This window comes from Collinsella aerofaciens (assembly GCF_018785265.1).
GTDB classification, from domain to species: domain Bacteria; phylum Actinomycetota; class Coriobacteriia; order Coriobacteriales; family Coriobacteriaceae; genus Collinsella; species Collinsella aerofaciens_AI.
Genome location: NZ_WQPK01000027.1, coordinates 1 through 13,340, shown reverse-complemented (window position 1 = coordinate 13,340; position 13,340 = coordinate 1). Strand labels below are relative to the sequence as shown.

Below are 13,340 nucleotides of genomic sequence, written 5' to 3'. Positions count from 1 at the left end.
CGGCCTCAAGAAGGAGTAACATCGGGGCTTGCAGCGACGGACCTCAGGACACTCTTACACCACGTCTGCGCGCGCCACCTCAATCTGACGTTATAGAGCGTGAAAACAGCTTGCAGAGCCAAAAACTCCTGCTACTAAATTGGTAACAGTACTCATATTTGCTATTTTTTGGCCACGGCGCCCTAAGACGGGTGTGTTGGGGCTTTCCATAGGGGAGCGACGGGCTCAATCAGAGCACGTGCGGTCCGTCCTGACCTGCGAAATCTGTACTCGCGATGCGAATAACGCCCCTAACCTTAAACTTTAGCTTGAACTTAGCTATAATGCGCTTCGTTCCTACCAGGCTGTGGTTGCGGACGGACGAAATGCCCGTCCTAGTCCAAGACAGACGCGGTCAAAGGGATCCACGTAAGCGACCGCGTGCGCGCGGCGCGATCATGGCGCGTCCTAGATGTAAGCCGCACCGTCCGTTCGACTTTCTTTGGGGCAATACCGCCTCGCGGGCGAGCGGGCCAGTCGTGAAGGTGGCTGCGGCCTCCCGAGCAAACACCCCGGTGCGCAAGTGTGGGGTCAAATACCAGGTCAGCTGGTGGGAACAACCTGATATTCCGTGCAACGCACGGATCGTATACGACACAGAAGGCAGGGTAGTGGACATGGTGAGGGGCAGCTTGATGCACGCGGCTCGGTTAGGTGCTGGGACCGCAGCGGTCATCGCCGTTTTGGGCCTGAGCGGATGCGCGTTCAACCCGCTGTCTACGTTCACGACTCCCACGATCGACCAGATCGAGTACGAGACCGTCACGCCGGCGGTGTCGGACGATGCCCTGGTCACTCCCGGAACCCTGACGGTCGCCCTCGATACTTCCGATGCGCCGCAGGCAATGCAGGGCGCCGACGGCGAGCTCACGGGGTATGCGGTTGACGCCGCCCGCGCCCTCGCAAGCCGCATGGGCCTTAAGGTCACCTTTGTCGATGCGTCCTCGGCAGGTTCCGCGCTCGGCGACAAAAAGGCCGATATCTTTATCGGCGAGATTAACTCCACGGACGGGGACATTAGCTCGCTCGGCACCTGCCTGTACGATGCCACTTCCGTGTTCGGTAAAACTAGCGATGGTGGGTCGCTAAGCGTTTCCACCGATACCCTTAACACGTCTACTCTGGGCGTTCAGATGTCCTCGGCCTCGCAGGAGGCGCTTGCTAAGCAGAGCATCACCGCCAACCAAAAGACCTACTCCAACATCAACGAGTGCTTTGAGGCGCTCGAGTCCGGCGAGGTCGACTATGTGATCTGCGACTCCACGGCCGGCGGCTATCTTGCACGCCTGATGAGCGAGGTCTCCTATGTCGGTGCGCTCGAGGCGCCCTCGACGCTTGGTGTTGCGGGCCTCTCGTCCAATGACGAACTGTGCCGTGCCGTGAGTGATGCCCTCGACGACATCACGGTCGACGGTACGCTCGAGGCGGTTCACTGCGTCTGGTACGGTCAGATTCCCTACGACCTCACCACTAAGACGGTTTCGGGCGCTAACGTGCAGCCGGGCGACTCTGAGTCCAGTGAGACCACGTCCTCCGGCAGCGAGTCCTCCGATTCCAACAATGAGACCGCATCCTCCGAGGACAAATCGTCCAGCCAGGAAGGCACCATCACTGACGACGACATTAACAAACTCAATAGCTAGTTATTGCTAGGGGTGGTGTCTCCTATACGTTGGAAAGGACACCTCTTCACGGTTTCAACACGCACTGCCGGGCTTCCCCAATAGGGGAGCCCGGCTTTTCCATCCCTATAAAACCAGCAGGTCAAAGCCAATTTTTGGGACCAAATATAAAGCCGCCAGCTCCCTCCTATAGCGCACTTTGCCATGGAAAAGTACGAGACTTCGGTATGCGGTATCAAGCAATCGTTATTCGGGTCTTTAGGAATCCGCGTGATTAAATGCACGGCAATGGGTACATAGCCAGTACAGTAAGTCCCCGAGGCAGATTGGAGCCACGTATGGATATCAAGGTTTCTGGACGCAAGACGACGGTAACCGATGCTCTGCGTGCGCATGTGGATGAGAAGATCGGCGAGGCGCTCAAGGTTTTCGATATCGAGCCCATGACGGTCGACGTTGTACTTCGCTATGAGAAGAACCCCTCGAACCCCAACCCGGCAATCGTCGAGGTCACGGTTCGTGCCCGCGGTTCGGTGATTCGCGTTGCCGAGCACGGTGCAGATATGTACGCCGCCATCGACCTCTCCGCCGATAAGGTCACCCGCCAGCTGCGTAAGTTCAAGACCAAGGTCGTGGACAACCGCCAGGGCGGTGCCAGCGCCGCGGATGTTGCGCCGGTCGAGCGCGTCGAGGATCTGGCCGACCTGCTGCTGCCCGAGGAGGACGACGACCTGCTCGTCCGCGAGAAGGTCATCGATGTCACCCCGATGACCGAGGAGCAGGCGCTGGTGCAGACCGATTTGCTGGGCCACGACTTCTACGTGTTCGAGAACGCGACGACCGGTCTCATCAATGTGGTGTATCACCGTAAGAATGGTGGATATGGCATCATCAAGCCCCGCATCGAAACACTTGACGAGTAAAATACGTTAACTTGCATGAGTTAACGGTTGGCGGCCATCCCATGCGGGTGGCCGCCTTTTTACGTAAGGAGTCGCTTTGATGGACAAGGCCGCATCCGCCGGTCATTCGAACCGTTGCCGCATCGTCGTCGATACCTGCTGCGACTTTAGCCCCGAGGTCGCCGCGAACCTCGATGTCGATATCCTGGGTTTCCCTTTCATTATCGATGGCGAGGAGCGCACAGACGACATCTGGTCGAGCATGAGCCCTAAGGAGTTCTACGACCGCATGCGCGCCGGTGCCCGCGTGTCCACCTCGGCTGTGTCGCTCGGTCGCTATATCGAGTTCTTTACCGAGTGCGCCAAAGAGGGTACGCCCACGGTCTACCTGTGCTTTACCTCGGCGCTGTCGTCGAGCTACAACTCCGCGTGCCAGGCGGCAGATGCCGTGCGCGCCGAGTATCCCAACTTTGAGCTCTACGTGGTCGACAACGCTCTGCCCTGCGCGACCGGCGCGCTCTTGGCGCTCGAGGCCGTGCGCCAGCGTTCGGCGGGACTGACCGCCAAACAGCTGGTCGATTGGGCAAACGAGGCAAAAACCTACGTGCACGGCTACTTTACGCTCGAGAGCTTCGACGCACTGGCTGCCGGCGGCCGCATTCCTCCCGCGGCGGCGCAGCTCACGGCAAAGCTCGACGTCAAGCCCGAGCTCTCCTACGACCTGGCCGGCTCGCTGTCGCTGATCGGCGTCAACCGCGGCCGCAAGAAGGCGCTCAAGTCCATCCTCAAGTCGTTCCGCGAGAACTACGTGCCCGATCGCACCATGCCCATCGCCATCATGACGGCCGATGCCGAAAAGGATGGTGACTGGCTCGAAGCCGCCATCCGTAAGGAGGAGGGTTGCGCCGACGTCACGATCATTCGCGGCTCCGTGGGTCCCACCATCGGCTCGCACGTGGGCCCCGGCATGGTGGGCTGCGCGTTTTGGGGCAAGAATCGCGCCGAGAAAGCCTCGCTTTCCGACCGTATCGCCCGCCGCGTGCGCGGTCAGTAGGCAAGCGCTGCGTCCGTAATCGCCCTCGACTCACAGCCCAAACGCTGGCACCGAGTATTCAACCTGGTAACAACACCCAACCCAAAAGGAAAGGTTTCATGGCAAACAAGCTCTCCGTCGCATTCATTGGCACCGGAATCATGGGTGCCCCCATCGCCGGCCACATTCTGGACGCCGGCTATCCCGTCACGGTCAACAACCGCACCAAGTCCAAGGCGGCGGCGCTTATCGAGCGCGGCGCCGTCTGGGCAGATACGCCGGCCGATGCCGCGGCGAACGCCGATGTCGTCTTTACCATGGTGGGCTATCCCTCCGAGGTCGAGGAACTCTACCTGGCGGGCGACGGCCTGCTCGCGTGCACCAAGCCGGGTGCGGTCTTGATCGACCTCACCACGAGCTCGCCCGAGCTGGCGCGCGACATTGCCGAGGCCGCCCAGGTTTCCGGCCGCATGGCGTTTGACTGCCCCGTCACCGGCGGCGAGTCGGGTGCTATCGCCGGCACGCTTACGGCTATCGTGGGCGCCACCGAGAACGACATCGCGCCGGTCCGCGACATCCTTGCCACCTTCGCGGCCAACATCTGCTGCTTCGACGGCGCCGGCAAGGGCCAGGCTGCCAAGCTCGCCAACCAGGTGTCGCTAGGCGCCTGCATGGTCGGCATGGCAGACGCCATGGCATTTGCCGAGCTGAGCGGCCTTGACCTGGAGAAGACCCGCCAGATGATCCTGGGCGGTACCGGCAAGTCCGGCGCCATGGAGAGCCTGGCTCCCAAGGCGCTCGACGGCGACTACAAGCCCGGCTTTATGGTCGAGCACTTCATTAAGGACCTGCGCTTGGCGCTCGCCTATGCCGACGATCGTGAGCTTGCGCTGCCCGGCGCCGACGTGGCCTTTACGCTCTACGACATGCTCGACGCCATCGGTGGTGCCAAGCTGGGTACCCAGGCCGTCACGGTCCTCTATAAGGAGGAGGCCGACGCCATCGCCGCCGGTCTGGACTGGTCGCAGTATCGTCCCGAGGAGCATGGCGCTCACGAGGACGGCTGCAGTTGCGGTGAGCATGGCGACGACCACGAGTGCGGTTGTGGCCACCACCATGGCGACGACCACGAGTGCTGCGGCGGCCACGGCCATGACGACGGCCACGAGTGCTGCTGCGGCCATCATCACGGGGAGTAGCGCACATGAGCTGGACGTTCGTGGTGCTTGCGCTGGTGCTCTTTATCTTTGCGATTTACATCGGCTTTTTGTGCGGCCAGTGGGCGTGCGAAAAGCGCGTCATCACCAAGCGCGACTACTGGATTGCCAACTTTGCGGGAGCTGCGGCAGTCGTTCTGCTGACCTGGGTGTTCTCGCTGTTCCCGCTGGTGCAGTTTGCGCCGATCGGCTGGCTCGGCGGCTTTATCGCCGGCCTTAAGATGAGCTTTGGCGAGTCCGTCGGCCCGTGGCGCAAGCATGACGAGGTCTTTAACGTCAACAAGGCCCATCGCGCCGCCGCCGATGCGGGCGACGCCGAGGAGCGCCGCCGCGCGCGTCACAATGGTGCAGCCGACCGACAGCTCATCTCGGTCACCGATGACAGCAAGGGTGCTGGCAAGCACGCTAAGAAATAGTAAGAAGAGGTAACTATGGCAGAAAACAAGGAAGAACAGCTCACCGATGAGGAGCTGGCACAGCTTCAGCTGGCAGAGGAGAACGAGAACGCCGTCGACCGTCTGGTCAAGGAGCTCGGCTGCCCCACGCGCCGCATCCGCCAGTTTGCCGCCCGCGTGCTGCACCTGCTTGCCGAGCGCGATCCGCAGCGCGTCGTGCCCTGCGTGCCCGCGCTGATCGAGGCGCTCGACCGCCCCGAGGCTCAGACCCGCTGGGAGGCTCTCGATGCCCTGGCGGCGCTCGCCACCACCTGCCCCGAGCAGCTGGGCGATGCCTTTGAGGGCGCCGAGACCGCGCTGTTCGACGAGATTTCGTCCACGCTGCGCTATGCCGCCTTCCGCCTGCTGTGCGTGTGGGGCGCCACGAGCGTCGAGCGTTCGCGCGAGGCTTGGCCCATCCTGGACGAGGCCATCCAGTGCTACCACGGCGACCTCGAGTATCGCGACATGCTCGGTTGCCTGTACGAGTTTGGCCGGGGCGAGATTGACGCCGAGGTCGCCGAGAAGCTCGCGCTGCGCCTTAAGTTCGATGCCGAGAACGGCAAGGGTAGCTATCTCAAGGCCCGTTCGAGCGAGATTTGCGAAATGCTTGTTAAACGTTTTGGCCTGGATCTCTCCAAAAAGAAGAAGCGTGCTAGCGTAAAAAAATCTGACGACGCCGAAGACGAGGAGTAACAGATTATGGCGCACGATGTAGTCCTGATTCCTGGTGACGGTATCGGTCCCGAGATTACGCAGGCTATGCGCCGCGTGGTCGAGGCCACTGGTGTCCAGATCAACTGGAACGTCCAGGAGGCCGGTGCCGGCGTCATGGACGAGTTTGGCACGCCGCTGCCCCAACATGTGCTCGATGCGGTCGCCGAGACCAAGGTTGCTATCAAGGGCCCCATCACCACGCCGGTCGGCACGGGTTTCCGCAGCGTTAACGTCGCCCTGCGCAAGCATTTTGACCTGTACGCCTGCGTGCGCCCCTGCCTGTCGCAGCCGGGCGACGGCTCGCGCTTCCGCGACGTCGACCTGGTTATCGTGCGCGAGAACACCGAGGACCTCTATGCCGGCATCGAGTTCGATGAGGGCGCTGCCGAGGTCGAGGAGCTCTCGCAGCTCGTCGAGCGCTCGGGCCAGAAGACCTTCGCCGCGGATTCCGCCATCTCAATCAAGCCGATTTCCATCGCCAAGAGCCGCCGCATTGTGGAGTACGCTTTTGAGTACGCCCGCCGCTGCGGCCGCAAAAAGGTGACGGCCGTGCATAAGGCCAACATCATGAAGGCGACCGATGGCCTGTTCCTGCGCGTTGCGCGCGAGGTGGCCGCCAACTATCCCGATATCGAGTTCAACGACAAGATTGTCGACGCCACCTGCATGGGCCTGGTCCAGAACCCCAACGACTTCGATGTCCTGGTGCTGCCCAACCTGTACGGTGACATTGTGAGCGACCTGTGCGCCGGTCTGGTAGGTGGACTGGGTATGGCTCCGGGTTCCAACATCGGTGCCGACTGCGCCATCTTCGAGGCGACGCACGGCTCCGCGCCCGATATCGCTGGCCAGGATATCGCTAACCCCACGGCCGAGATTCTGTCCGCGGCTATGATGCTCGATCACCTGGGCGAGAACGACGCGGCCAATCGCATTCGCGCCGCCGTTTCTGCCACGCTCGACGAGGGTGAGCAGGTTACCGGCGACGTTCGTCGTGCCCAGACCGGCTCCGTTGAGGGCGCTGTGGGCACGCAGGCCTTTGCCGATGCCGTTATCGCGCACCTGGCCTAAGGCATGCACACTGCAAACGCCTAAATAGTACTTAAGTGTTTGCGTATAACCTAAGAATCAATACGCCCGGCGCTCTGCCGGGCGTATTCTATTGGGGACTATGTTTCCTAACAAGGAGTAACTGATATGGGTCTGATTCAAAAGAAGGACGAGAAGGACGAGATCGACGGCATCCAGATCATCGAGCGCGGCGAAGGCCCCGACGGTGATGAGGACGAGAAGATCGACCTGGTCGCCGGCACGCCTGCTGAGCACATTGCTGCCGGTACGACGGCCGAGGAGGAGGACGCTCGCCTGGAGGCTCAGATTGCCGCGGATGCCGCTGACGAGAATCTGATGCCCGAGGCCCAGGATGAGGACGACGATATTCTGGGTTCCGATGAAGACGACCGCGCATCCAAGCACAAGAAGACGATGATTGCCGCCTTCGTGGTTGCAGTCGTGATCGCTGCTGTGGTCGGCTTCTTTATCGGCAACGGTGGTTTTGGCGGCAAGGGCGTCGGCTCGGCGACCCTCACCGAGGACCAGCTCGATTCGACCGTGGCAAGCTACAGCTACAACGGCAAGAAGAGCGACATCACCGCGCGCGAGGCCATTGAGAGCCAGTACAGCCTCGACACCGTCAAGGATGGCGATGGCAACTACACCGCTCCCTCTGCCGACGTCATCCTGTCCTACGTGCGCAACAAGATCCTGCTCGACGCTGCCGAGGACGAGGGCATCACCGTCTCTTCTAAGGAGATGAAGAAGTACGCCGAGGATTCCATCGGCACTTCGGACTACAAGACCATGGCCACGCAGTATGGCGTGTCCAAGGACCAGGCCAAGCAGATCGTCCGTCAGTCCGCGACGCTGCAGAAGCTCTACAAGAAGAAGGTGGGCGATAGCTCCGCAAGCATGCCGACCGCCCCGACCGAGCCTGCTGACGGCAACGAGGAGACCGCGAGCAAGGACTACGCCGATTACATCATCAAACTTGCCGGCGACGAGTGGGATAGCTCGAAGGGTACCTGGAAGGACGAGAACGGCACCTACGCTAAGGCCTTTGCCGACGATGCCTTTACGGCCGATAGCGCCACCTATAAGCAGGCCATGACCGCCTACTACACTGCTTACCAGCAGTACTCTTCGCAGGCTTCGAGCGCCAGCTCCAAGTGGACCGAGTATGCTAACGGCCTCTACGCCAAGGCCAACATCAGCATCTACGGCCTGTTTGCGTAAGGTTTGCCTGAGCCGCCGAGCGCGTAGCCAAAAATCTGATAAGCCCGCTAGAACGGACATCGTTCTAGTGGGCTTTTTGCACTGTGGGGAGGGCAATGGGAGGGGGTGGTTGTATGTAAATTTTGGGACACTTTATTCATATAAAGTGAAAACGATTTCGGCTAAACTGGTAGTAACAATGTGGTACCACTGTTCATCTGGTAGTGACCAATTTTGAAACGAAATCGAATGGAAATTGCTAAGAATTAGTTTGGTAATGAAATATATGCAACATGTCTACCTGCGCAAATTAGCATTTACGGGCCAAAAATAACCGTTTGGCAACGATATAGTAATTTGAACGAAATGTGGTGGACGTTTGAATTGAGTATGTGCTACCGCACATACCAGCAACCCCAAATAGGGACTGGGTTGTCTAAGTTTGCGCATCAATGCCGGCAAGCGGAGAAGCCGGTATGCACAAGGCGCGGACATGGAACTCGTTGGTGAACAACGAAAGAAAGGTTGGAGGAGATACCAATATGATGAAGTACCTCCAGAAGCTCGGCAAAGCGCTGATGCTTCCCGTTGCGGCGCTTCCCGTCGCAGGTATTCTTATGGGCGTGGGCTACCTGCTCGCTCCCGCAGTCATGGGTGCTGCCGGTGACACTACCGGTTTTGCCTATACCGCCGGTTTCCTGCTCATCAAGGCAGGCGGCGCTCTTATCGATAACATGGCCTGGCTGTTCGCAGTCGGCGCCGCTGTCGGCCTTGCCGACGATCACGATGGCACCGCTGGCCTCGCTGGCCTCGTCGCCTTCCTGATGATCCAGCAGCTCCTGAACCCCGCTGTTGTTGGCACCATTCGTGGTATGGACGCCGATGCTCAGACCGCTTGGCTTGCCACGACCGAGGGCATCGCGTTCTCCAAGATCGCTGGTAACTCCTTCATCGGCATCCTGTCCGCCGTCATCGGTGGCACTTGCTACAACAAGTTCAAGGACACTCGTCTTCCCGACTGGCTGGCCTTCTTCTCCGGCAAGCGTTGCGTCGCCATCATGACCGCCGTCATCTGCATCGTCGTCTCCGTCGTCCTGCTCTTTGCTTGGCCGCTCATCTTCGGTGCTCTTGTTGCTCTTGGTGAGGGTATCGCCGCCATGGGTGGTATCGGCGCTGGCATCTACGCCTTCCTCAACCGCCTGCTCATCCCGACCGGTCTGCACCACGCTCTGAACAACGTGTTCTGGTTCGACACCATCGGCCTGGGCGACCTGACCCACTTCTGGGCTGGCGAGACCTCTGCTGACGTCAAGTGGAGCCTCGGTATGTACATGTCCGGCTTCTTCCCCTGCATGATGTTCGGTGTCCCGGGCGCTGCCTTGGCTATGGTTCAGACCGCTAAGAACAAGAAGGCTGCTATCGGCCTGGTTGTCTCCGCTGCTATCTGCGCCTTCGTCTGCGGCGTCACCGAGCCCTTCGAGTTCGGCTTCATGTTCCTGTGCTTCCCGCTCTACGTCGTGTACGCTGCCCTGTACGGCATCTTCACCATCGTCACCTACTATGTTGGTTTCCGTGCTGGCTTCTGCTTCTCCGCTGGTGCTACCGACCTCCTGTTCTCCTCTAGCCTCCCGGCTGCCGCCAACACCTGGATGATCATCCCGCTGGGCATCGCTGCCTTCGTGGTCTTCTACCTCGTGTTCCGCTTCGCCATCACCAAGTTCAACCTCATGACCCCTGGTCGCGAGGATGAGGATGTCGAGGAGACCTCCGCTTCCGCCGCTGCTGGCGACGACAAGTTCGCCGCTCTGGCCGCCGCTGTTCTTGCTGCCGTCGGTGGCAAGGAGAACGTCAAGACCGTTGACTGCTGCGCTACTCGCCTGCGCTTCGAGCTCGGCGATTCCGCTCTGGTCGACGAGGCTGCCTGCAAGAAGGCCGGCGCTCTGGGTGTCATGAAGATGGACAAGGGTGCTACCCAGGTCATCATCGGCACGCAGGTCCAGGCTGTTGCCGAGGAGCTCAAGAAGCTTCTCTAAGCCTTAAAGACGTATCTGTCTTGCAAAGGGTCGTCCCGCTCCGCGGGGGCGGCCCTTTTTGCTACCTCGATACCTGATGTAGCGTTGTAATTGGTATTACAGTGCGCAGGCTATCAACCGGCAAACAATATTGAAATATGCTGGTTGACCTGCTGTTATTCCAATAAAACTGCTATAGTACGTGGTGTCTGGTTACAACCAATTTCGAGTCATTTATCCGGCAGGTATCATTATGGCAATGGGAGCGCGTAAACAACCTCTGTACGATCAGCTCGTCGATCTGTTGACCGATAAAATCGATCACGAACTTCGGCCCGGCGACTATTTGCCGTCTGAGCGTGACCTGTCGGAGCGCTACGGGCTCTCGCGTACGACGGTTCGTCTTGCCCTGCAGGAGCTTGAGCGCCTTGGCTTGGTGGTTCGTCAGCGCGGCCGTGGAACCATGGTGTGCGACCGCTCTCTACAAACGGCAAACCTCACGCAAACCTATAGCTTTACCGAGCAGATGAAGGCGATCGGCCGTGTGCCCAAGACGACGATTCTTGAGTTTACCGAGGTCGAGGCTGACAAGAATATTGCTGTAGAGATGAACGCGCGTCTGGGAGAGCGTCTGTACAAAATCAAGCGCCTGCGTATGGCCGATGGTGTGCCGCTGATGATTGAGTGCACGTATCTGCCAAGCCGCAAGTTCTTTGCGCTTAAGCGCCCCATGATCGAGAACAAATCGCTGTACGACATGATCGAGCAGGACTTTCACGAGAAAGTTCGCGTGGCAGAGGAAGAATTCTACGCGAGTATCGCTCGCCATTCCGACGCTCGTCTGCTCGAGATTGCCGAAGGCGCACCGGTCCTGGATTTGATTCGCACCACATATGACATGAACAACGAGGTCATCGAGTATACGCGTTCGGTTGCGCGTGCCGACCAGTTTAAGTACAAGGTCTACCACAACCGCGCAGTCTAGAGTTATTGGGTATAAACGGCTTGGCGTGTTTTGCGGCGGGTGCAAAATATACCAAGCGGTAGAAGGCAACGAACAATCGCTCGAATTAACAATGCAGTGGTTTTTGATCCGCCCTAAAATGCACTGCGGGTACGGGAGCATAGATGAGCACGTATGCTATCAAGGCCGACAAGTTCTTTTTGCCGGCGGGGCCGCAGCTGGGCGGCTACCTCATGGTCGAAAACGGCGTCTTTGGCGTTTGGCAGGCCGATGAGCCCGCTTGTGAGATCAAAGATTATTCGGGTACATGGATTGCGCCGGGCATGGTGGACACCCATATCCATGGCTTCTATAACCATGCCACGACCGATAACGATGCCGAGGGTATCAACATCAGCTCGACCGAGCTCGCTCGTCGTGGTACCACCAGCTGGCTGCCTACGACCTTTACCGACGGCGTGGAGCAGATTAAGGACGCCTGCGCCGCCATTGCACAGGCGGAAGAAGAGCGTGGACCCGAGTTCTGCGGTGCTCGTATTCAGGGCATCTACCTGGAGGGCCCGTTCTTTACCATGAAGCACGTGGGCGCCCAGAACCCCGCTTATCTGATTGACCCGTCCGAGGAAATTTTTGACGAGTGGCAGGAGGCCGCCGGCGGTCGTATCGTCAAGAGCGCCATGGCGGCCGAGCGCGATGGCGCTGCCGCTTACGCCGCGGCTTTGAGCGCAAAGGGCGTCGTGACCTGCATTGGCCACTCCGATGCCACCTATGATGAGTGCGCCGCCGCCATCAATGCTGGCGCCAGCTGCTTTACGCATACCTACAACGGCCAGCGCGGTCTGCATCACCGTGAGCCCGGTGTCGTCGGGGCCGCTATGACCACGCCCAACACCTATGCCGAGATCATCTGCGACGGCAAACATGTGAACCCCGCTGCTATCAAGGCCCTGCTGCAGGCCAAGGGCTGGCAGCACACGGTGCTGATCACCGACTGCCTGGGTTGCGGCGGCATGCCCGAGGGAAAGTACACCAGCGGTGGCATGGATGTTATTATGAAGGACAACCTTTGCTGGCTTGCCGATGGCTCTGCTATCGCCGGCTCGGTGCTCACGCTCGCGCAGGGCGTCAAGAACATCGTCGACTGGGGTCTTGCGAGCGCCGATATCGCCATTCGCATGGCGACCGAGGTGCCCGCGCGTTCTGCTCACGTCGAGGATAAATGTGGCAGCATTATGCCTGGCCGCGATGCCGACTTTGTCGTGTTCAATCCCGACCTTACCCTGGTCGAGACGTATGTGGGTGGCAACAGCGTCGGTAACGCGTTCGCCGAGTAGCCGCCAAAGAAGCGATCCGAGAGGGGATTTAGATGATTTACGGTGCATTGGGCGATATCGAGGAGTACCGCGGAATGCTCAAGGGCCTCGACGTGCTGATCGACTGGCTCGAGGAGAACGACCCGGCGCAGCTCGAGGTCGGCAGCCATCCGATTCTGGGCGACAAGGTCTATGCGAACGTCATGGCTCCCACGACGCGTCCCGAGGCCGAGGCTCACTACGAGACGCATCAGCGCTATCACGACCTGCAGATCGACGTCGAGGGTCGCGAGGCCTTTAAGGTCGCCACGGGCAGCCTGACGCTGGTCCAGGAGTTTGACGAAAAGGACGACTACGATCTGGTCGATTCCGACGCCTCGATCGCCGGCGATCTTGCCGACGACAAGTTCGCGCTGTTCGTTGCCGGCGAGCCTCACATGCCCACACTCGAGTTCCCGGGCGATGGCGCACAGCCGGTCAAGAAGATCTGCTTTAAGCTGCTTGCAGACGCTTACTGGGAGGAGTAACGCGCTGCTCGACTGAGTTGTTCGCCTGATGGCGTGATTCCCCTAGGGAAATCACGCAAGGACCCCGCCAAATGTGTTTCCCCTAGGGGAATCACGTTTGGCGGGGTTTTATGTTTATGAATAGGGGAACTGAAGCCGTGACGATGCTTGGGTTGGCGCACGCGCACTCAAATCGGCAACAACAAAGTAGATAAGCATTTGAAGAAATGCTGTTAGCGCCGGGCGATTTTAGCCGCTAATAGTCAAACTATTTTGACCAATCCCGGTCACCGAATAATGGCCACCGTGC

Annotated in this window: 12 protein-coding genes; all 12 read left to right on the top strand. The window is 59.6% G+C overall.

Annotated elements, in window-relative coordinates:
• Positions 1-656 precede the first annotated feature (656 nt).
• Positions 657-1,682: a substrate-binding periplasmic protein gene (locus tag GPK42_RS04890; RefSeq protein WP_252200119.1), complete on the top strand. Its 1,026-nt coding sequence runs from the start codon at positions 657-659 to the stop codon at positions 1,680-1,682.
• A 317-nt stretch (positions 1,683-1,999) separates the two neighbouring features.
• Positions 2,000-2,584 (top strand): ribosome hibernation-promoting factor, HPF/YfiA family, encoded by a 585-nt coding sequence (gene hpf, locus GPK42_RS04885; protein WP_055285508.1) that lies wholly within the window; start codon positions 2,000-2,002, stop codon positions 2,582-2,584.
• A 79-nt stretch (positions 2,585-2,663) separates the two neighbouring features.
• Positions 2,664-3,617, top strand: coding sequence for a DegV family protein (locus GPK42_RS04880; RefSeq protein WP_215693925.1), 954 nt, complete (start codon positions 2,664-2,666; stop codon positions 3,615-3,617).
• 98 nt (positions 3,618-3,715) lie between these two features.
• On the top strand, positions 3,716-4,795 hold the full coding sequence (locus GPK42_RS04875) for an NAD(P)-dependent oxidoreductase (RefSeq protein WP_215693923.1): 1,080 nt from the start codon (positions 3,716-3,718) through the stop codon (positions 4,793-4,795).
• A gap of 5 nt (positions 4,796-4,800) precedes the next feature.
• A complete protein-coding gene (locus GPK42_RS04870; protein ID WP_138340214.1) occupies positions 4,801-5,229 on the top strand; it encodes a hypothetical protein in 429 nt (142 codons plus the stop codon).
• 15 nt (positions 5,230-5,244) lie between these two features.
• Positions 5,245-5,943 carry a hypothetical protein gene (locus tag GPK42_RS04865; protein ID WP_215693920.1) on the top strand — a complete coding sequence of 233 codons (699 nt, stop codon included), beginning with the start codon at positions 5,245-5,247 and terminating at the stop codon, positions 5,941-5,943.
• Between the two features lie 6 nt (positions 5,944-5,949).
• Positions 5,950-7,035 carry an isocitrate/isopropylmalate dehydrogenase family protein gene (locus GPK42_RS04860; protein WP_022094615.1) on the top strand — a complete coding sequence of 362 codons (1,086 nt, stop codon included), beginning with the start codon at positions 5,950-5,952 and terminating at the stop codon, positions 7,033-7,035.
• Positions 7,036-7,161: 126 nt separating this feature from the next.
• Positions 7,162-8,256 carry a hypothetical protein gene (locus GPK42_RS04855; RefSeq protein ID WP_215693918.1) on the top strand — a complete coding sequence of 365 codons (1,095 nt, stop codon included), beginning with the start codon at positions 7,162-7,164 and terminating at the stop codon, positions 8,254-8,256.
• 521 nt (positions 8,257-8,777) lie between these two features.
• Positions 8,778-10,268 carry a PTS transporter subunit EIIC gene (locus GPK42_RS04850; protein WP_215693916.1) on the top strand — a complete coding sequence of 497 codons (1,491 nt, stop codon included), beginning with the start codon at positions 8,778-8,780 and terminating at the stop codon, positions 10,266-10,268.
• A gap of 232 nt (positions 10,269-10,500) precedes the next feature.
• Positions 10,501-11,232: a GntR family transcriptional regulator gene (locus GPK42_RS04845; RefSeq protein ID WP_215693914.1), complete on the top strand. Its 732-nt coding sequence runs from the start codon at positions 10,501-10,503 to the stop codon at positions 11,230-11,232.
• A 143-nt stretch (positions 11,233-11,375) separates the two neighbouring features.
• Complete coding sequence (nagA, locus tag GPK42_RS04840; RefSeq protein ID WP_215693912.1) at positions 11,376-12,545, top strand: N-acetylglucosamine-6-phosphate deacetylase; 1,170 nt, start codon at positions 11,376-11,378, stop codon at positions 12,543-12,545.
• Between the two features lie 32 nt (positions 12,546-12,577).
• A complete protein-coding gene (locus GPK42_RS04835) occupies positions 12,578-13,051 on the top strand; it encodes a NanQ anomerase/TabA/YiaL family protein (protein WP_117743267.1) in 474 nt (157 codons plus the stop codon).
• Positions 13,052-13,340 lie beyond the last annotated feature (289 nt).

What these genes read in the sequence shown, in the direction of transcription:
- GPK42_RS04890 (WP_252200119.1), top strand. Translation starts at nt 657, where the DNA reads ATGGTGAGGGGCAGCTTGATGCACGCGGCTCGGTTAGGTGCTGGGACC.
- hpf (WP_055285508.1), top strand. Translation starts at nt 2,000, where the DNA reads ATGGATATCAAGGTTTCTGGACGCAAGACGACGGTAACCGATGCTCTG.
- GPK42_RS04880 (WP_215693925.1), top strand. Translation starts at nt 2,664, where the DNA reads ATGGACAAGGCCGCATCCGCCGGTCATTCGAACCGTTGCCGCATCGTC.
- GPK42_RS04875 (WP_215693923.1), top strand. Translation starts at nt 3,716, where the DNA reads ATGGCAAACAAGCTCTCCGTCGCATTCATTGGCACCGGAATCATGGGT.
- GPK42_RS04870 (WP_138340214.1), top strand. Translation starts at nt 4,801, where the DNA reads ATGAGCTGGACGTTCGTGGTGCTTGCGCTGGTGCTCTTTATCTTTGCG.
- GPK42_RS04865 (WP_215693920.1), top strand. Translation starts at nt 5,245, where the DNA reads ATGGCAGAAAACAAGGAAGAACAGCTCACCGATGAGGAGCTGGCACAG.
- GPK42_RS04860 (WP_022094615.1), top strand. Translation starts at nt 5,950, where the DNA reads ATGGCGCACGATGTAGTCCTGATTCCTGGTGACGGTATCGGTCCCGAG.
- GPK42_RS04855 (WP_215693918.1), top strand. Translation starts at nt 7,162, where the DNA reads ATGGGTCTGATTCAAAAGAAGGACGAGAAGGACGAGATCGACGGCATC.
- GPK42_RS04850 (WP_215693916.1), top strand. Translation starts at nt 8,778, where the DNA reads ATGATGAAGTACCTCCAGAAGCTCGGCAAAGCGCTGATGCTTCCCGTT.
- GPK42_RS04845 (WP_215693914.1), top strand. Translation starts at nt 10,501, where the DNA reads ATGGCAATGGGAGCGCGTAAACAACCTCTGTACGATCAGCTCGTCGAT.
- nagA (WP_215693912.1), top strand. Translation starts at nt 11,376, where the DNA reads ATGAGCACGTATGCTATCAAGGCCGACAAGTTCTTTTTGCCGGCGGGG.
- GPK42_RS04835 (WP_117743267.1), top strand. Translation starts at nt 12,578, where the DNA reads ATGATTTACGGTGCATTGGGCGATATCGAGGAGTACCGCGGAATGCTC.